The organism is Collinsella aerofaciens, from assembly GCF_040910245.1.
In the GTDB taxonomy this organism is placed as follows: domain Bacteria; phylum Actinomycetota; class Coriobacteriia; order Coriobacteriales; family Coriobacteriaceae; genus Collinsella.
Window position 1 is genome coordinate 24234 of the sequence record NZ_JBDGAY010000021.1, and the last position, 19617, is coordinate 43850.

Sequence of the window (19617 nt, forward strand, 5' to 3'; positions counted from 1 at the left end):
ATTTCGAAAGGCTGGGTTCACGAGCCATGCCAAGTGCTCAGGAGCTACAACAGCAATTTGGTGAATATCGAGGCGCTATGCCCCGTCCATCGGATTTCGATCTCTTTTGGAAGGACCGCATGGCCGAGGCCGACGCCGTCGAGCTCGACTACGCGATTGAGGCGGCTTCGGTTGCGGATTCCGCGACCTGTCGGTTTTTCGACCTCTGGTTTACCGGCATGTGTGGTGCACGCCTGCATGCCAAGTATCTCAAGCCGGTCTCGGAGGAGCCCGTGCCGCTGGTGCTTCAGTTCCATGGATATCCGGGTGCGAGCCGCAGCTGGTTTGAGCAGGCGTCGTTTGCTGGCATGGGCATGGCGCTCATTGCTCTCGATTGTCCTGGCCAAGGAGGCCCCTCCGAGGACATTGGTGGATTTGCGGGCACGACGGTCGCGGGCCATATCGTCGCCGGTATCGACGGCGATCCGGCCAACCTCTACTATGTCCGCCTGCATCAGGATATCCGCATTCTGTGCCGTATCGTTCGCGAGCTCGAGGGCATCGATCTTACCCGCGTGTATGTAAACGGCGCATCGCAGGGCGGCGGTTTGGGTATTGCGACCTGCGCGCTCAATAGCGATTTAGTTGATCGCGCGGCTATCCTCTATCCCTTCTTATCGGACTTCCGCCTGGTTTGGGATCTGGACGCCGACGATATTGCCTACGAGGGCCTGCGCTATTGGTCGCGTTGGTTTGACGAGGACTCGACTCGTATCGAGGAAGCCTATGCCAAGCTGGCGTACTTCGATTCCAAGAATTTTGCCCCCATGGTCAAGTGCCCCGTGCTGTTTGGCACGGGCACGGCCGATATCGTCTGTCCGCCGGCAACGCAGTTTGCGGTGTACAACAACCTGTCCTGCGACAAGCGTCATGAGTTCTTTGAATGCTTTGGTCACGAGGAGATTCAGGATTTTGACGATCTGATCATTCCGTTTTTCTGTGAGGGAGGGGAGGCTCATGTCTAAGTGCGAGAGCAATGTTGACGAGCTGATAGTCCCCGGGCTCGTGGGAATTCCTGGAACGGTTTCGTCAAGGCTCGCAGAATATCGGGACTGGCACGGTGATGTCCAAGCAGATGTTTCTGATTTAGAGACATGCGCTTCGAATCTTGAGATTCAAGGCCTGGCCATTACGGCAATTGACTTTGTTAACCCCTGCGCCCGTTACTCGGAGGTTTCCTTTAAGCTCGGTGACGATGCGGTCCACGCTCGTTTGATTGAGCCTGTTGGTCGTGCCCGAGTATCTGAGCGCGTGCCGCTGTGCCTGATGTTCCACGACATCGATCGGCCTGTGCGCGGCTGGCATCACATGACGAGATTTGCCGCCATGGGATATGCCGTGCTTGCACTGGACGATGAGGCGATTGGACTCAGCGATCTGCAGCAGGGGATTACCTCGCCTGCTTTTGTCAGGCGCGTTCGTTGGGGCTGCGCGTTGGCGAAGGTTGCGCGCAATCTTGATGGCATGGACCCCGACCGCATCTTTGCATGGGGCGAGGGCCTTGGCGGCGGAGTCGCGCTGGCGGTTTCTGCTTTGGATGAGCAGGGCCTCGCCTGCACGGCGGTCGCCAATCCGATTCCCGGTGGCCTCGAGGCGCTGTCGTCTCAGGTGCGCGGCTCGGTGCTCATGGGCACTTCGCTCATGGATACCGTGAGCGACCCCAAGGGTCAGTTTGCCGTGTTCAACGGTCTTGAGTGTGACCGGAGGCATATCATCTATGCCAAATACGCTCACGAGCGCATCAATGCGTTCGAAAACGAAGTCGTCGACTTCTTTAACCAAACGTTCTACCCGTGTTCTTTGGCCTAGACGGCCTGGACACTGCCAACAAGAGTGGGTGGCATAGGGTCGCCCGCCAGACAACTAAGGAGATTCTTGTGGCAACTCAGAAATTCACCGGCGTTATCCCTCCCGTCGTTGTTCCCGATACCGAAGACCACCAGCTCGACGTTGCCTCCTTTGAGCGCAGCATCAACCGCATGATCGATGCCGGCGTCGATGGCCTGTTCTTCCTGGGCTCCTCGGGCGAGGTCGTCTTCTCCACCGACGAGCGTCGTCGCCAGATTGTCGCCGAGGCTGTGCGCATCGTCGATCACCGCGTTCCCGTTCTGGTCGGCATCATCGACACCGAGACCGAGCGCATGATCGAGCACGGCAAGGTCGCCCAGGAGCTGGGCGCCGATGCCCTCGTCGCCACCTGCCCGTTCTATGCCCTGCAGGGCATGACCGAGGTCGAGGAGCACTTCCGCATCCTGCACGAGGAACTCGACCTGCCCATCTTCGCTTACGACATCCCCGTGTGCGTCCACACCAAGCTTCCCTGGAAGCTCCTTGCCAAGCTCGGCGCCGAGGGCGTCCTGGCCGGCGTCAAGGATTCCTCGGGCGATGACATCTCGTTCCGCTACCTCGTTCAGGAGAATGAGAAGAACGGCCATCCGATGAGCATCCTCACCGGTCACGAGGTTGTTGTCGATGGCGCCTACCTCGGTGGCGCCGACGGTTCCGTCCCGGGTCTCGCCAACGTTGAGCCCGAGGGCTACGTGCGCCAGTGGAAGGCCGCTCAGGCCGGTGACTGGGCTACCGTCAAGGCCGAGCAGGATCGCCTCAATGAGATTTCGCACATCTGGGATGTCACCTCGGGCGTCCAGGGCTATGCCGGTGGCGTCGGCGCCTTCAAGACCGCTATGAACCTCATGGGCATCTTCGACAGCCCGACCATGCCGCGCCCGGTGAAGGCCATGACCGGCGAGAACGTCGAGGCGATTAAGAAGGTCCTTCAGGACAACGGTCTCCTGTAAAGCTTCCCCAGGCACCCGACCTCGCCGTTCAGCCTCGTGGCCATGACCATTAGGTCAATGGCCGCGAGGCTTCACGGCGATCTCGGGCACCTCGGAAACCTTTACCGTGCGGCGGGGTTAAATCCGACCGCATTTCCTGTAGTTGTTTTGTCTCCGAAGGAGAACGACATGGAGAACAAGTACGTCTGCTCTGTCGATATCGGCGGAACTAAGATCGCGACCGCCATCATGGAGTACCCGGCTGACGGCAGTGCGCCCCATCCCGTATTTGAGGCCGAGGTTCCTACCGAGGCCCAGGAGGGCGGCGAGGCCGTCTTCCAACGTATCGAGGCGTCCATCAAGGCCGCTCTTGAGGCGAATCCCGATGTCGAGGTCCTCGGTGTCGGTATCGGTGCCGCAGGCGTCGTCGATCCCAAGACGGGCGCCATCGCGTATGCCAACGAGATCATGCCCGGCTGGTCCGGCGTTCAGTTGGGGCCGCGTCTGCGCGAAGACCTTGGTCTTCCCGTTGCCGTGGTGGGCGACGTGCAGGCTCATGCTCTGGGCGAGGCCCACTGGGGCGTCGGCAAGGGCAAGTTCTCCGTCTTGTGTCTGGGCATCGGTACGGGCATCGGCGGCGCATATGTCGAGAACGGCCGCGTGATGCAGGGCTTCCATGGTGCTGCCGGTCATATGGGCCACATCGAGTGCTCGGCTGCCGCTGGCATTCCCTGCGCCTGCGGACGTTCTGGTCATCTTGAGTCGGTTGCTTCGGGCACTTCCATTGGTCGTATGTACGATGAGCGCTTCGGTCGCGTCGACCCCAGCCGTCCTTCGGTCGGTCGCGACGTGAACGACCTGTGCCGTGCGGGCGACGCAAAGGCGACCGAGGTCATCCATGACGCCGGCTTTGCGCTGGGTGCCAGCTTGGGCTCGCTCGCTAACATTCTGGACCCTGAGGTCATCGTGCTTTCGGGCGGCGTGATTCACCAAGGTCCCGATTGGCGTTCGCAGACGTGGAAGGATTCGGTGCACGAGGGCTATGCCAGCCAGGCGCTCGATCCGCTTCAGGACACGCCGATCCTTATCGGTTCTCTGGAGGGTGATGCTCCACTCATCGGTGCCGCCGAACACCTTCTTGCATCGTTGAAGTAAACATAACTACCAAGTGCGCCTTCTGAGGTGCCGCAGATTGACGTGAAAGAGGAGCGAAGCGTACTTCGGTACGTGAGCGACGGTTTGAACGTCAAGGTGCGGTGTCTCAGAAGGCTGTTTTTAGAAAGGTTGAGTCGAACATGACCGTCGATCCTTTGATTCAATCCCTGAAGGGCAAGCTCGTCGTGAGCGTTCAGGCGTATATGGGCGAGCCGCTTCGTACGCCCGAGACCATGGCTCAAATGTCTCGCGCTTGCGAGCTCGGCGGTGCCGCCGCCATTCGCTGCCAGGGCCTTGCCGACATTGCCGCCATTAAGGGTCGCTGTGAGGTTCCTGTTATCGGCCTGTGGAAGGATGGGCACGAGGGCGTTTACATCACGCCGACGCTGCGCCACGCTCGCGCCTGCGTTGCTGCGGGTGCCGATATCGTGGCGATTGACGCCACCGATCGCCCACGTCCCGATGGCAAGTCGGTCGAGGATACCTTCCGCCCGCTGCACGAGGAGGGCGTGCTCCTGATGGCCGACTGTGCCACCATCGAGGATATTCGTCGTGCTGTCGACATGGGCTTCGACCTGGTGTCCACCACGCTTTCTCATGGTGTTGCCGCTATCGACTGCACCATGGCCGATGGCCCCGATCTGCCGCTTCTGCGTCAGGCGACCGAGGAATTCCCCGGTCTTCCCATCATCTGCGAGGGCCGCGTGCACACGCCCGAGGAGGCCCGCGCCGCGATTGATGCGGGCGCCTGGGCCGTTGTCGTCGGCACCGCCATCACGCACCCCACGAGTATTACAAGTTGGTTCAAGGCTGCGCTTGAGGCGTAAGACAGGCCTCGTATCCGCTTGGGGCGGTATACTCAATAAAGGCAATTGATCGCGCGGGATCCGCTGGCCGGGTCCCGCGCTTGTTTTAGGAGGCACACATGCAAAAGGGAGATGCCATGGATGCGGCGGAGCGCTCGGAGCGCATCCCCGATATCGTCATCATCACCGGAATGTCCGGATCGGGCCGAACGCAGGCCATGCATGTGTTCGAGGACATGGGCTATTTTTGCATCGACAACTTGCCTCCGCGTCTGATCGCCCAGCTTGCCGAACTCGTCGGCATCAATACGGGCGTGGGCAGGCATCTTGCCGTCACCTGCGACCTGCGCAGCCAGGGCTTGTTCGATGAGCTGCTCGATGCCGTTGCCGCGCTCGAGGAGCGCGAGATGAGCTGTGACATCGTGTTTCTCGAGGCCTCTGACGAGGTGCTGATCCGTCGTTATAGCGAAAACCGCCGCCGCCATCCCATTGCCAAGCCGGGGGAGACTACGGCCGATGCGATTCAGCGCGAGCGCCTGCAGCTGCAGGGCGTTCGCGACCGAGCTGACATGATTATCGATACGAGCCGCTTGCGCACTTCTGCTCTGCGCAATAAATTGCGCATGGCGTTCTCCGAGCTGTCCGACCAGCAGCTCATGGACGTTCACGTGTTCTCGTTTGGCTTTAAGCACGGCATGCCCGTCGAGGCGGACATTATGATCGACGTCCGCTTCCTGCCCAATCCGTTCTACGATCCCGAGATGCGCACCATGACCGGTCTCGATAAGAAAGTCTCCGACTTTGTTCTGGACCATCCCAAGACCCAGGAGTTCTGGAAGGCCTGGACGCAGCTGCTCGATACGGTCATGCCCGGCTATATCGCGGAGGGCAAGCCACAGCTTTCTATTGCCATCGGCTGCACGGGCGGTCAACACCGCAGCGTTGCCATCGCCGAGGCCACGGCACGTTATTTAGAAGGTGCCCAATATCATGTGAGCATTTCCCATCGCGACCTGTCGCGCGCCAACACGAAAGCATAGGCCTGCATGTCGTTTACCGCCGAGGTGCGTGACGAGCTCGCGCGCTGCGAACCCGAATGTGAATACTGCGATTTGTCGACGCTTGCCGCCCTGACGCGTGTGAGCGGTACACTTTCGCTGGCCGGCTCCGGGCGGTATCGTTTGACGGTCGCGACCGAGACGGGTGCCGTCGCGCGCACGATGATCACGCTGACGCATCGCATCCTTAAGCTCAAAACGGAATTCACCGTTCGTAAATCGGTCTTGCATAAGGTCCGTAACTATCTCATTACCCTGCCCGATCAACCCGACCTGGACAAGGCTCTGGTGCTGCTGGGCATTCTCGACCGCAGGGGAGGGCTCGTCGCCAGTGTTCCCCGGCACATCGTTGCCCGTCCCTGCTGCAGGCTTGCCTACATCCGCGGCGCGCTCATCGCCGGCGGTTTCGTGGCCGATCCCCGCGGCGACTTTCATTTGGAGATCGCGGTGCAGGGCGAGCAGTATGCCCGGGGACTTTGCGATCTATTGGAGCAGATTGGGGTCCATGCGCGCGTTAACGCGCGGCGCGGATCCTTTGCTGTCTACATTAAGAGCGCCGAGGAGATCGAGCAGCTCCTAAAGCTGATTGGCGCCAAGCGCAGCGTTGCCGAGATCGAGGAAGCGCGCGCGGTCAAATTGGTTAAGAACGACGTAAACCGTCGCGTGAATGCCGAGCTGGCCAATCAGACCAGAAGTGCGGGTGCCGCGCAGCATCAGCTTGCGTTGATCGATGAGCTCGAACAGCGGGGTTTGCGCGACGCGCTTCCGGACGCCTTGGCAGTCTTTTGCGACCTGCGCGAGCGCTATCCCGATCTGTCGCTGCGCGATCTGGGCGAGATGGCTGACCCTCCCTTGTCGAAGTCTGCCCTGTACCATCGCGTTTTGAGGCTTGAAAAGCTCATTGAAGCAAACAAGTAGTTTGAAGTATCGACTTATATACGGATTTAGCTGCTATTTTATTCTTTAAAACGTTTTAACGTAAATTTGATTTTCAATTTCGAGCATTCTCGTGAAATTCAAGTCAAAAAAAAGGTATATTAGGCGAGTGGTTAGTTTGTGGGCCTCAACGGCGGGCGCTGTAGCTCGCGGGGGCCTTACGAAAGGAGACACAATGGCAGTAAAGGTTGCTATTAACGGCTTCGGTCGCATCGGTCGTCTGGCTTTCCGTCAGATGTTCGGTCATGAGGGCTCCGAGATCGTCGCTATCAACGACCTCACCTCTCCCGATATGCTCGCTTACCTGCTGAAGTACGACTCCACGCAGGGCAACTACGCTCGCGATCACGAGGTCGTTGCTGGCGAGGATTCCATCACCGTTGACGGCAAGGAGATCAAGATCTACAAGGAGGCCGACGCCAACAACCTGCCTTGGGGCGACCTCGACGTCGACGTCGTTCTCGAGTGCACCGGCTTCTACACCAGCAAGGCTAAGGCTCAGGCCCACATCAACGCTGGCGCCAAGAAGGTCGTCATCTCCGCTCCGGCCGGCAGCGATCTGCCCACCATCGTGTACAACGTCAACCATGAGACGCTGACCGCTGAGGACAACATCATCTCCGCTGCTTCCTGCACCACCAACTGCCTTGCCCCGATGGCCAAGGGTCTCAACGACTTCGCTCCCATCGTGTCCGGCATCATGACCACCATCCACGCCTTCACCGGCGACCAGATGCCGCTCGACGGCCCGCAGCGCAAGGGCAACTTCCGTCGCTCCCGCGCCTGCTCCGAGAACATCGTCCCGAACACCACGGGCGCTGCCAAGGCCATCGGCCTGGTTCTCCCCGAGCTCAACGGCAAGCTCATCGGTGCCGCCCAGCGCGTCCCGACGCCGACCGGCTCGCTGACCAACCTCTACGCCGTCGTTGACAAGAAGGTCACCGTCGACGAGGTCAACGCTGCCATGAAGGCCTACGCCGAGACCATCCCCGATACCTTCGCCTACAACGAGGACCAGATCGTCTCCCGCGACATCGTCGGCGAGACCCACGGCTCCATCTTCGACGCCACGCAGACCATGTGCTCTGACCTCGGCAACGGCCAGACCCTCGTTCAGGTCACCTCTTGGTACGACAACGAGAACTCCTACACCTCTCAGATGGTCCGCACCATCAAGTACTTCGAGAAGTTCGTTGCTTAATTTAGCTTTTAGCGAATAGCTCGTTGAGCGTCTAAAGAAGGGCGCGGCCTTATAGGGCTTACACCCTAGGGTCGCGTCCTTTTTATAAGAAATCGTCTGCCGTAATGGAAGGCAGACACGTACGAAAGGTAGAAGCAAACATGGCCTTTACCAAGAAGACCGTCCGCGACATCGATGTCGACGGCAAGCGCGTTCTCGTCCGCGTTGACTTCAACGTGCCTATCAAGGATGGCGTCGTTGGCGACACCACCCGTATTAAGGCTGCCCTGCCCACCATCAACTACCTCGTTGAGCACAACGCTCGCGTCATCCTCATGAGCCACCTCGGCCGTCCTGAGGGCACTGGCTTCCAGCCCGAGCTTTCCCTCGAGCCTGTCGCCAAGAAGCTCGCTGAGCTCTCTGGCCTTGACGTTGCTTTTGTTGCCGACACGTATGGCGAGAAGGCCGCCGAGGCTGTCGCCGCCGTCGAGCCGGGCAAGGTCCTCGTTCTCGAGAACGTCCGTTTTGACAAGCGTGAGAAGAAGAACGATCCCGAGATCGCCAAGAAGCTCGCTTCCTATGGTGACGTCTTCGTTCTCGATGCCTTCGGCACCGCTCACCGCGCCCAGGGTTCCGTCGTGGGCCCCGCCGCTTACCTGCCTGCCGTCGCCGGCTTCCTGCTCGAGAAGGAGGTCGACACGCTGACCGGCATCTTCGCCGAGCCCGAGCGCCCCTTCGTCGCCATCGTCGGCGGTTCCAAGGTTTCCTCCAAGATCGGCGTTCTCGATCACCTCATCGACTCCGCTGATACCCTGATCATCGGTGGCGGCATGGCCTACACTTTCTTCCTGGCTCAGGGCCTGTCCGTCGGTCAGTCCCTCAAGGAAGAGGACTGGGTCGAGCGCGCCGGTGAGATGCTCAAGAGGGCCGAGGAGAAGGGCGTCAAGATCCTGCTCCCCATCGACAACCGCGTTGCCGATCACTTTGGCGAGGACGCTGTCCCCGAGGTTGTCGCTTCCGATGCTATCCCCGACGACCGCGAGGGTATGGACATCGGCCCCAAGACCGAGGAGCTTTACGCCGAGGCCGTCAAGGGCGCCAAGACCGTGTTCTGGAACGGCCCCATGGGCGTCTTCGAGTTCGACAACTTCGCTCACGGCACCCAGGCTATCGCCGAGGCTGTCGCCGAGGCCGACTGCACCTCGATCATCGGCGGTGGCGACTCTGTCGCGGCTGTCAACAAGTTCAACCTGGCCGACAAGATGAGCTGGATCTCCACCGGCGGTGGCGCTTCCATGGAGCTCGTCGAGGGTAAGGCCCTGCCCGGAGTGGAGGCGCTTCTCGATGCCTAACCGCACCCTTCTTATCGCTGGTAACTGGAAGATGAACAACGACGTCGCCGAGGCTGCCAAGCTCGCCGACGAGCTGGCCCAGGCTCTGCCCGAGGTTCCGGCTGGCGTCGAGGTGCTCGTCTGCCCTCCGACCATCGACATCACTACGGTCCATGACCGCATTCAGGCTGCCCCCATCGCCCTCGGTGCACAGAACGTGTACTGGGAGGCCAAGGGTGCCTTCACCGGTGAGTCCTCTTGCGACATGCTCAAGTCCGCTGGCTGCACCTACTGCATCATCGGTCACTCCGAGCGTCGCGACTACTTCCACGAGACCGACGAGGACCAGAACAAGAAGGCCAAGGCCCTCGTTGCCGCCGGTCTTGTTCCCGTCTTCTGCTGCGGCGAGTCCCTTGAGGTCCGCGAGGCCGGCACCTATGTCGAGCACGTCGTGAACCAGGTCAAGGCTGGCCTTGCTGGTCTTGAGATCACCTGCCCCAAGCAGGTCGTCGTCGCCTACGAGCCCATCTGGGCCATCGGCACCGGCAAGACCGCTACCGCCGAGGACGCTCAGGAGGTCTGCGGCGCTATCCGTGAGACCCTCAAGGAGATGTTTGGCGAGGAGCTCGCCAACGGCATCCGTGTCCTGTACGGTGGTTCCGCTAAGCGCGGCAACATTGCCGAGCTCGTCGCCAAGCCCGACGTTGACGGCGCCCTCGTGGGCGGCGCTTCGCTCAAGGCTGCCGACTTCGCCTCTATGGTCGTCAAGGCAGGCGAGTAGGACATATGGCACAGCGTCATCTTCCTGCACTCCTGATCATCATGGACGGCTGCGGCCTTGCTCCGGCCGATGGCGAGAACGCCGTCGCCGCTGCCAAGACGCCCTTCCTCGATGGCCTGTACGAGAAGTACCCCCACACCACGCTCGGTGCTTCGGGCGAGGACGTTGGCCTTCCCGACGGCCAGATGGGCAACTCCGAGGTAGGCCACCTCAACATCGGTGCAGGCCGCATCGTGTTCCAGGAGCTTTCGCGCATCAACAATGCCATCAAGGACGGCTCCATCGCCAAGAACGAGGTTTTCGTCAAGGCTATGGACGATGTCAAGGCTGAGGGAAAGACCCTTCACCTCATGGGCCTTATGAGCCCTGGCGGCGTTCACTCCCACATGAACCACGTCGAGGCCCTGGTCAAGATGGCTGCCCAGCATGGCGTCAAGACCGTTCGCGTCCACGCCTTCATGGATGGCCGCGATGTTGACCCGCAGTCCGGTGCCGGCTACATGAGCGAGTTCTGCGCCTTCCTGGCTAAGATTTCCGAGGAGACCGGTTGCGACGCTCGCGTCGCCACCGTTTCTGGCCGCTATTGGGCCATGGACCGCGACAACCGTTGGGAGCGCATCCAGCGTGCCTACGACGTCATGGTCAATGCGTCCGATGCCGATGTCGACCCCGTTGCCGGCATCAAGGCCTACTACGAGAAGGACCCGCGCGGCGACGAGTTCGTCGAGCCCTTCGCTGCCCACAACGAGGGCATCCACGAGGGCGACGCGGCCATCTTCTTCAACTTCCGTCCCGACCGCGCCCGTCAGATGACCCGCGTGTTCACGGACAAGGAGTTCGACGGCTTTGAGCGCAAGCAGATCAAGCTTTCGCACTTTGTGACGATGACCGAGTACGATCCGACGTTTGATGTCGAGGTCGCCTTCCCCAAGACGTTCCCCGAGAACGTCCTGGCCGACGTTATCGCCGCCAATGGCCTGAAGCAGCTGCACACCGCCGAGACCGAGAAGTACGCCCACGTGACGTTCTTCCTCAACGGCGGCATCGAGGAGCCCAAGGAGGGCGAGGAGCGCGTGCTCGTCGCTTCCCCCAAGGTCGCTACCTACGATCTGCAGCCTGAGATGAGCGCTCCCGAGGTTACCGAGAAGCTCGTCGCTGCCATCAACGAGGATCGCGCTGATTTCTACATCGTGAACTTCGCAAACTGCGACATGGTTGGTCACACCGGTGTCTTCGACGCCGCCGTTAAGGCCGTCGAGGCTGTTGACGATGCCCTGTCCAAGGTTGTCCCGGCGATTCTCGCCAAGGGCGGCTTTGCGCTGATTACCGCCGACCACGGCAACGCCGATCACATGTTTGACGTTGCTTCTGACGGTTCCAAGCATCCGTTTACGGCTCACACCACCAACCGTGTACCGTTCATCATCGTTGATGAGAAGGCACAGCTCACCGGTATCGAGGACGGTCGTCTTTCCGATATCGCTCCGACCATGCTCACTATGGCTGGTATTGAGCCTTCCGCCGAGATGACGGGTCGCGTGCTCGCCACCGAGGCCTAAGAGAAAACAAATAACGTTTTCTAGTAAGGGGGTTGTCCACAATCGGACAACCCCCTTTTTCTGCCATTTGGGGACGGGGTAGAAATGGTAGAAATATTTTTCCTCTAAAGCTTGACTTCCCGTTTGCCTGTGATGGTTTGCCGCTGACTAGTTTTCTTTCGTTGCCAACCTTGTATTAATGCCTATCTGGGTAGAGTTTGACGCAAACATGCATGCGGATTGTGAGGTCCAGCAATGACAAGGCAGGCCAGAGTAAAGTCCCCCTACGGCTATTACCATGTGATGATGAGAGGCTGTGGCAAGCAGTACCTATTCGAAGAGGATTATCAACGCAGGTTTTTCATGTCCGTAGCGGGTGAAGCATGCACGCAGTACAAGGCTTCGTTATGCGCCTGGTGCCTCATGGACAACCATGTGCATATGCTGCTTTCTGATCGCGAGGACCATATGTGGGAGGTCGTCCATTACATAGGAACCCTCTATGGTCAGTTTTTCAACAGGGTGACCGGACGCTGCGGCCCCGTATTTCAGGATCGCTATAAAAGTAAGCCTATTGAGTCTAATGACTATTTTATGCAGGCAATTCGCTACATTCACGATAATCCGATTGAGCTTGGTTGCCGCCCGGAGGCCTACCAATGGAGCAGCTATCAAGCCTACCTTGGTGAAGGCGGCCACCTGGATCGGAGCATCCTATTTAGTCTAATCGGCGGACGGGGAAATTTTGAATCCTTTAGCAAATCGGGCCGCAAGGATACCTATGTATTGAATTCTGGCCGTTCGATGACGGTATTTGAGCAGGAGCGCAAGGCTAGGGGAGTCCTAGACGGCATGGATCCCCATGATGTTATGGGGCTTCCCGGTCCATTTGAACGTGCCGAAGCTGTTCGCAGGCTGTATGAGGCTGGCTTTAGTGAACGACAGATTGGCCGTCTTACGGGGCTTGGACGCTATGTCGTTCGAAATGCCCTCAAATCACTTTAATAGATGAAAATCAAGAGCTATTTCTGCCATTTCTACCCCGTCCCCGAGTGGCGGGTAGGGGAGAGCGGAGGTTGTGGTACAGTACTGGAGTTTGAATTGTTCTATTAAGGAGCTTATCTATGGGTCCGTTCCAGATTTTTCTGTTTGTCGTTTGGGCTGTCTCTGCCGTGGCGCTGACGATTCTCGTCCTGATGCATTCCGGTAAGGGCACCGGCGTTTCGGATATGATCGCTAGCTCGCTGTATAACTCCAGCTCTGCCACGGGCGTCATGGAGCAGAACCTCGATCGCCTGACGGTAATTATGGCCGTCGTTTTTGCCGTGTGCGTCGTCCTGTGCATGTTCTTCTTCCCGCAGGGCATCGTCGGCTTCTAAGCACGAGCCGCATAAAATAATTGAAAAGGGTTCCGCAAGTGCGGGACCCTTTTTGTTTACAAATTTGTAACAGAGTCAAAATATCCCCACATACTTCGCCCAACTAAAGAAATTCTTGACCGTTGACCGGAATTAGCCCCAAATCGTGCATAAAATGCGCTACTGTATTGCGAAACGTTGGTCCGTTGTGCATAACCAGCCATAGCGACGGGCGACGTTTTTATGGTTCGGATCGGATTGTTTCGACATGTGTCCGACTGAACATTTCTTTGTCCTATCTCATAAGGAGGATGGCATGGCTGATTCTATGTTCCACCAGCCCGTTATGGGTCGTCGCGCCTTTGTTGGCGGCACCCTTGCTGCGAGCTCCATGGCTTTTCTTGCCGCATGCGGCAAGAAGGGTGGCGACGCTTCCGGTTCTGAGTCCGGTTCGACGCTGAACTTCTACATCAACAACCCGGTCTGCATCGACCCCTACAATGTCCAGGAGGACCAGGGCACTCAGGTCGAGTACCAGCTCTTTGACGCTCTGACCTCTTATGACGCCGAGAAGGGCGAGATCGTTCCGCTGGCTTGCGAGTCCTTTGAGGCCAACGACGACGCCACCGAGTTTACCTTCAAGATCAAGAAGGCCAAGTTCCACAACGGTGACGACGTTACCTCCAAGTCCTTCAAGCTCGGTTGGGAGCGTCTGGTCAACACCAAGTCGGCCATCGCTACCGAGTATGGCCCTTCCGAGGTCTCCTATCACCTTTCCATGGTCGAGGGCTATGACGATCTGCTTGCCGGTAACGCTACCGAGCTCAGCGGTGTTACCTGCCCCGACGATGAGACCCTCGTCGTCAAGCTGTCTTCCGCTTACGCCGACTTCCCCTTCGTCGCCTCTCACCCGGCTCTGGCCCCGGTTCCCGAGTGCGCCGAGTCCGATGCCAAGAGCTTCTATCTTGCACCGGTCGGTAACGGCCCGTTCATGATGGACGGCAAGTGGGAGGATGGCCAGGAGATCAACCTCAAGAAGTTCGACGATTACTATGGCGACAAGGCCAAGATCGATGGCATCCACTTCCAGGTCATCAAGGACATGGAGACTGCTTACAAGGAGTTCCAGGCCGGTAACCTCGATGTCTGCGACGTTCCCGTCGCTCAGATCGATGCCGCCAAGAAGGATCGCGGCGTGTCCAAGGACGGCTACACCATGGGTGACGGCGAGCGCATGCTGCTCGGCGCCGAGCCTTCCACGTACTATCTGACCTGCAACACCACGGCCGAGCCGTTCAACAACGCCGACCTGCGCAGGGGCATCTCCCTGGCCATCAACCGTGAGGCCATCTGCAAGACCATCTATAAGGGTACCCGTACCCCTGCCGACGGCATTGTTCCTCCGGGCATCGATGGCTACAAGGAGGGCGCATGGGAGTTCTGCGCCTACGATGTCGACAAGGCTAACGAGTACCTCGACAAGGTTGCTCCCGCTGGCGCTAACGGGGATCGTGGCATTAGCGTGACCCTTTCCTACAACCAGGACGGCGGTCACAAGGAGATCATGGAGTCCATCATCGGCGACCTCGCCAAGGTTGGCGTTACCGCTGTCTCCGATACCCCTGAGTGGTCTGCCCTGCTCGAGCAGTATCAGAACTTTAACTATCAGTTCGGTCGTCTGGGTTGGATTGCCGACTACCCGATCATGGACAACTTCCTGTATCCGCTGTTCCACTCCGACTCCCTCGGTGGCGATAACCGCTCCGGTTACAACAACCCCGAGTTCGACGCCAAGGTCGACGAGGCTCGTACTATTGTTGACGACGAGGAGCGCGTCGCTAAGATGCAGGAGGCCGACGCAATGGTCGCTGCCGACTGCCCGGTCATCCCGATTATGTTCTACACGCACACCATCGTCGGCTCCGATCGCATCAAGCACCTCTATGTCGATCCGCAGAAGCATGCCGAGCTGGGTACCGCTGAGCTCGCCTAAGAGTTTGCAGCTTCCGTGAGGGTCAAGTATTTACGTAGACCTCATGGGAAACATACAGTTCTCCCTAACCTGGGGTAAACTGGCTGATGGTAATTTTGGGATGCCGGTCTGGCGATCGGCATCCCATTTAGGTTAATCCCTAGATAGGGGAGTGGTATGGGTAAGTACATCGTTAAACGTGTGCTTCAGTTCATCCCGGTGTTTTTGGGCGTTACGCTGATTCTGTTCGCCCTCCAGAATATCGTGCCGGGAGATCCGATCAAGCTGATCGGTGGAGACAAGGCTCTGTCCCCCGAGGTGGAGCTTCAGCTTCGCGTCCGCTATCACCTGGTCAAGTCGGACGAGGACGGCAACGCGATCCTTGACGAGAACGGCGACCCCGTTCAAACGTCGCTCGTGGACCGTTACTTGTATTACATGAACGGCCTGCTTCATGGCGATCTGGGCAATTCGTATCAGCGCAAGCTGCCGGTTACGGAAATCTTTGCCCAGAAGTATCCGTATACGGTCAAACTTGCCGCGTGCGCCATCGTGCTCGAGGCAATCATGGGTATCGGTGCGGGTATCATTTCGGCGGTTAAGCGTTATTCCTTCTGGGATATTTTGGTAACGCTCACCACGTCGATTCTCGTTGCCGTCCCGGCTTTCTGGCTCGGTATGTTGCTGCAGCTGTTCTTTGGCGTCATTCTCAAGGACGCCACGGGCGGTGCATTCTCCATGCCGATTTCGGGTGCCGGCGGTTCCAGCTCTCAGTATCAGGATTGGATGCACTATGTGCTTCCGACCATTACGCTGGCTTCGGTTTCGACCGCTTATGCCGCCCGCATTATGCGCTCGCAGCTGCTTGACGTCATGAACCAGGATTACATCCGTACGGCAAAGGCGAAGGGTCTCTCCAATCGCGCGATCATCGTCAAGCATGCGCTTAAGAATGCACTCATCCCCGTCGTTACCTATATTGGTGTCGACTTTGGTGGCATGCTTTCGGGCGCCATCCTGACCGAGACGGTCTTTAACTGGCCCGGTATCGGCTATGAGGTCTATCGCGCCATTAGCATGCGTGACTGGCCCATCGTTATGGGCGGCGTTACGCTCATCGTCGTCGTCGTTATGGTGATCAACCTGCTCGTCGACATTAGCTATGCATTCCTCGACCCGCGCATCCGCCTTGGCGGTCCGTCGGATAAGGCCTAAGGGAGGTACGTCTCATGCAGGAAACTGATTCTCAGTCTCAGGAGCAGGCTACCGCCACCAAGGCCGCATCTGCTCCCGCCAAGTCCCGCACGCTGTGGGGCGACGCTTTTAAGCGTCTTCGTAAGAACAAGCTCGCCGTTATCGGTGTTTGCTGGATCATCATCGTCGTTGTGGTTGCCCTGACCGCAGATCTGTGGGCTAAGCCCTGGCTCGGTTCGCCGACGGCTTCCGACTCGACCACCATGGCTCAGACGTCGCTGCTGGCTCCGTGTGCCGAGCACCCGTTTGGCACCGACGCCCTAGGTCGTGACATTCTCGTCCGCGTTATCTACGGTGCACGTGTTTCGCTGTCCGTCGGCATTATGGCCACCGCGATCTCCACGCTGATCGGTCTGGTCATGGGTGCTCTGGCGGGTTTCTACGGCGGCATCTGGGATACGATCATCATGCGCTGTGCGGACATTTTCCTGGCGTTCCCGTACGTGCTGTTCGTTGTCGCCATGATCGCCGTTATCGGCCGTGGCCTTCAGAACGTCTTTATCGCCATCGGTATTCTCGGCTGGCCTTCGATTGCGCGCGTCTTCCGCTCTGCAATCTTGACGGTCAAGGAAAACGACTATGTTGACGCTGCGCGCGCGATGGGTGCATCCGATGCTCGTATCGTCGTGCGTCACATCTTCCCGAACTCCGTCGCCTCTATCGTGGTCTACGCAACCATGAACATTGGTGGCGCCATTCTGACCGAGTCCGCTCTGTCCTTCCTCGGCATGGGCGTTATTCCGCCTACGCCTTCGTGGGGCTCCATGATTCAGGACGGTCAGCAGTATCTTCTGACCGCTCCCTGGATGATGATCATGCCCGGTCTGGCAATTCTCTCGACGGTGCTCGCCTTCACCCTGCTGGGTGACGGTCTGCGCGACGCCCTCGACGTCAAGATGAAGGACGCATAAGGATGAAGAAGAACAAGAACTATGTGGACCTGAAGGACCAGCCGGTTCCCGAGGGCCAGCATCTGCTCGAGGTCGATGACCTTAAGATGTATTTCCATACCGAGGATGGCGTCGTTCGCGCTGTCGACGGTGTGTCCTACACGCTCGATCGCGGCGAGACCCTTGGCGTCGTCGGTGAGTCCGGCTCCGGTAAGTCCGTGACCGCCATGACCATCATGGGCCTCATCTCGATGCCTCCGGGAAAGATCGAGGGCGGTGACGTTCGCTATCGCGGCCGCTCCATCCTCGAAATGACCGAGGAAGAGATGCAGCACATTCGCGGCAACGATATCGCGATGATCTTCCAGGATCCTATGACCTCCTTGAACCCGGTCTATAAGATCGGCAGGCAGGTGGGCGAGGGTCTTCGTCTGCACCGTGGCTACTCCAAGCAGGAGGCGCTCAAGCGTGCCACCGAGCTTTTGGACCTCGTGGGTATCCCCGAGCCCGAGAAGCGCGTCAATGAGTATCCGCACCAGTTCTCTGGCGGTATGCGTCAGCGAGTCATGATTGCCATGGCCCTTGCCTGCGATCCCGATATTCTGATTGCCGACGAGCCCACGACTGCCCTGGACGTTACCATCCAGGCTCAGATTATCGAGCTCATGCAGGAGATGCAGGAGAAGAACGGCAACGCCATCATCATGATTACCCATGACCTGGGTGTTGTCGCCGATATGGCCGATAAGATCATGGTTATGTACGCCGGCCGCCCCGTTGAGTTCGGTACTGCTGAGGAAATCTTCTACGAGAGCCGCCACCCCTACACCTGGGGCCTTATCCGCTCCATCCCGGAGCAGGCCATCGAAGAGAAGAAGCCGCTTACGCCGATTCACGGCAACCCGCCTTCGCTCATGAACCTGCCTGAGGGCTGCGTCTTCTCTCCTCGTTGTCCCTATGCGACGGACAAGTGCCGCAAGCAGCGCCCCGAGCGCGTTGTCACCGAGTCTGGTCACTACTCTGCGTGCCACTACTCCGGTGACCCCGAGTTCCTCAAGAACGCTCCTGAGACGTCCCGTACACGCAAGGATTCCAAGAAGGGAGGCGAGGCGTAATGGCAGATACCAACGAGCGTACTCCGCTGCTGAAGGTCGAGCACCTCTCTAAGGAGTTTCCCGCTGAGTCCGGCATGTTCGCCAAGCGCTTCTCTAAGCGTGTCGTCTCTGCTGTGAATGACATTTCGTTCGAGATTTATCCGGGCGAGACCTTTGGCCTGGTCGGCGAGTCTGGTTGCGGTAAGTCCACCACGGGCCGCACCATCATGCGCCTGACCAAGCCGACCGCCGGTAAGGTGTTCTTCCAGGGTAAAGATGTTGCCGAGATGAGCAAGCATGAGATCAAGGACATGCGTCGCGAGATGCAGTTTATCTTCCAGGATCCTTATGCTTCGCTGAATCCCCGTATGACCATCGGCGAGATTGTCTCCGAGCCCATGACCATTCACGGCGTGGGCACCAAGGAAGAGCGCATTGAGCGTGTCCGCGAGCTGCTGGACGTCGTCGGTCTGAACCCCGAGCACATTAACCGCTATCCTCATGAGTTCTCCGGCGGTCAGCGTCAGCGTGTCGGCATTGCCCGCGCGTTCGCTCTGAAGCCCAAGCTGATCATCTGCGACGAGCCTGTCTCTGCACTTGACGTTTCCATTCAGGCCCAGGTTTTGAACCTGCTGAAGGAGCTTCAGGATAAGTTCGGTACTGCTTATCTCTTCATTGCTCACGACCTCTCCGTCGTGCAGCACATCTCCGATCGCGTTGCCGTTATGTACCTGGGTAAGATGGTTGAGGTTTCGGACTGGAAGACGCTCTACAGCGAGCCTCACCATCCGTACACGCAGTCGCTGCTGTCTGCCGTGCCGGTGCCCGATCCTGATATCCAGAAGACCCGCAAGCGCATCATCCTCGCCGGCGATCCGCCGTCACCGTTGGATCCGCCGACCGGTTGCCGTTTCCACACCCGCTGCCCGATCGCGCAGGGTATTTGCTCTGAGAAGCTTCCCGAGTTTAAGGAAGTCGCACCGGGTCACTGCTGCGCGTGCCACTTCGCGGAGCCGTTCCCGATCAAGGAATCGCACATCGACCTGTAGTCGGTTGTTTGTCCGGGCCCGCTCTGGTGTTACTTTTCAGAACGTCCTCGGACATGCAAGTAACCCCCGCTGCGCACTTCGTGCGGCGGGGGTTTCTTGCGTCCTGCGGAGTGTTCTGAAAAGTAACACCAGGGCGGGCCCTGCGGTAACTCGGCAGGTGGAGTGCGATTCCTTAATCGCTCACTTAATCTGATGAGAAATTGAGTGAGGCCGGAGCTTTGGCTCCGGCCTCCTTATATAAGGGCTCGGCTTTGCCGAGCCACCAAATTTACATCAGCCCCCAGAACATGTTTGAGAACTGTGCCTGAAGTATGTATTTGCAGGCCCCGAATCGGTGTTGCCTCCCGGCGCATTCCGCAGGGGGAGCGATATTTTGCAGCACGAAGTGCGCAACAAAAT

Annotated in this window: 18 protein-coding genes; all 18 read left to right on the forward strand. The window is 58.8% G+C overall.

From position 1 onward, the window contains the following. The first annotated feature begins 26 nt into the window (after positions 1-26). The 18 genes from AB5Z20_RS07825 (at position 27) to AB5Z20_RS07910 (ending at position 19218) form a co-directional block, all read left to right on the forward strand. A complete protein-coding gene (locus AB5Z20_RS07825) occupies positions 27-1004 on the forward strand; it encodes an acetylxylan esterase (RefSeq protein ID WP_368156869.1) in 978 nt (325 codons plus the stop codon). After that, positions 997-1848, forward strand: a complete 852-nt coding sequence (locus tag AB5Z20_RS07830; protein ID WP_368156870.1) for an acetylxylan esterase — start codon at positions 997-999, stop codon at positions 1846-1848. The genes AB5Z20_RS07825 and AB5Z20_RS07830 overlap by 8 nt, the downstream gene beginning before the upstream one ends. 68 nt (positions 1849-1916) lie before the next feature. Continuing rightward, positions 1917-2837 (forward strand): dihydrodipicolinate synthase family protein, encoded by a 921-nt coding sequence (locus tag AB5Z20_RS07835; RefSeq protein ID WP_138375023.1) that lies wholly within the window; start codon positions 1917-1919, stop codon positions 2835-2837. Between the two features lie 168 nt (positions 2838-3005). After that, positions 3006-3971 (forward strand): ROK family protein, encoded by a 966-nt coding sequence (locus AB5Z20_RS07840; protein ID WP_138375022.1) that lies wholly within the window; start codon positions 3006-3008, stop codon positions 3969-3971. 140 nt (positions 3972-4111) lie between these two features. Next, positions 4112-4798, forward strand: a complete 687-nt coding sequence (locus tag AB5Z20_RS07845; RefSeq protein ID WP_006236154.1) for an N-acetylmannosamine-6-phosphate 2-epimerase — start codon at positions 4112-4114, stop codon at positions 4796-4798. Between the two features lie 98 nt (positions 4799-4896). Then, the gene (gene rapZ / locus AB5Z20_RS07850; protein ID WP_022094878.1) at positions 4897-5817 is read left to right on the forward strand and encodes an RNase adapter RapZ; all 921 of its coding nucleotides are present in this window, start codon (positions 4897-4899) and stop codon (positions 5815-5817) included. Between the two features lie 6 nt (positions 5818-5823). After that, positions 5824-6753 carry a DNA-binding protein WhiA gene (whiA, locus tag AB5Z20_RS07855; protein WP_368156871.1) on the forward strand — a complete coding sequence of 310 codons (930 nt, stop codon included), beginning with the start codon at positions 5824-5826 and terminating at the stop codon, positions 6751-6753. A 193-nt stretch (positions 6754-6946) separates the two neighbouring features. Beyond that, positions 6947-7972 (forward strand): type I glyceraldehyde-3-phosphate dehydrogenase, encoded by a 1026-nt coding sequence (gene gap / locus AB5Z20_RS07860; RefSeq protein WP_006236151.1) that lies wholly within the window; start codon positions 6947-6949, stop codon positions 7970-7972. 140 nt (positions 7973-8112) lie between these two features. Further along, positions 8113-9303, forward strand: a complete 1191-nt coding sequence (locus tag AB5Z20_RS07865) for a phosphoglycerate kinase (protein WP_368156872.1) — start codon at positions 8113-8115, stop codon at positions 9301-9303. Beyond that, complete coding sequence (tpiA, locus tag AB5Z20_RS07870) at positions 9296-10063, forward strand: triose-phosphate isomerase (RefSeq protein WP_368156873.1); 768 nt, start codon at positions 9296-9298, stop codon at positions 10061-10063. Before AB5Z20_RS07865 ends, tpiA begins: the two co-directional genes overlap by 8 nt. Positions 10064-10068: 5 nt before the next feature. Next, positions 10069-11622 carry a 2,3-bisphosphoglycerate-independent phosphoglycerate mutase gene (gene gpmI / locus AB5Z20_RS07875; RefSeq protein ID WP_368156874.1) on the forward strand — a complete coding sequence of 518 codons (1554 nt, stop codon included), beginning with the start codon at positions 10069-10071 and terminating at the stop codon, positions 11620-11622. Between the two features lie 282 nt (positions 11623-11904). Further along, a complete protein-coding gene (locus AB5Z20_RS07880) occupies positions 11905-12606 on the forward strand; it encodes a transposase (RefSeq protein WP_368156877.1) in 702 nt (233 codons plus the stop codon). A 119-nt stretch (positions 12607-12725) separates the two neighbouring features. Continuing rightward, complete coding sequence (gene secG / locus AB5Z20_RS07885; protein WP_368156875.1) at positions 12726-12980, forward strand: preprotein translocase subunit SecG; 255 nt, start codon at positions 12726-12728, stop codon at positions 12978-12980. 295 nt (positions 12981-13275) lie between these two features. Further along, positions 13276-14952: a peptide ABC transporter substrate-binding protein gene (locus tag AB5Z20_RS07890; protein WP_320677802.1), complete on the forward strand. Its 1677-nt coding sequence runs from the start codon at positions 13276-13278 to the stop codon at positions 14950-14952. A 156-nt stretch (positions 14953-15108) separates the two neighbouring features. Beyond that, positions 15109-16146, forward strand: coding sequence for an ABC transporter permease (locus AB5Z20_RS07895; protein ID WP_368156876.1), 1038 nt, complete (start codon positions 15109-15111; stop codon positions 16144-16146). A 14-nt stretch (positions 16147-16160) separates the two neighbouring features. Next, positions 16161-17096 (forward strand): ABC transporter permease, encoded by a 936-nt coding sequence (locus AB5Z20_RS07900; RefSeq protein ID WP_022094886.1) that lies wholly within the window; start codon positions 16161-16163, stop codon positions 17094-17096. 2 nt (positions 17097-17098) lie between these two features. Further along, complete coding sequence (locus tag AB5Z20_RS07905) at positions 17099-18190, forward strand: ABC transporter ATP-binding protein (protein ID WP_055251840.1); 1092 nt, start codon at positions 17099-17101, stop codon at positions 18188-18190. Next, positions 18190-19218, forward strand: a complete 1029-nt coding sequence (locus tag AB5Z20_RS07910; protein WP_022094888.1) for an ABC transporter ATP-binding protein — start codon at positions 18190-18192, stop codon at positions 19216-19218. Before AB5Z20_RS07905 ends, AB5Z20_RS07910 begins: the two co-directional genes overlap by 1 nt. The last annotated feature ends 399 nt before the right edge of the window (positions 19219-19617 follow it).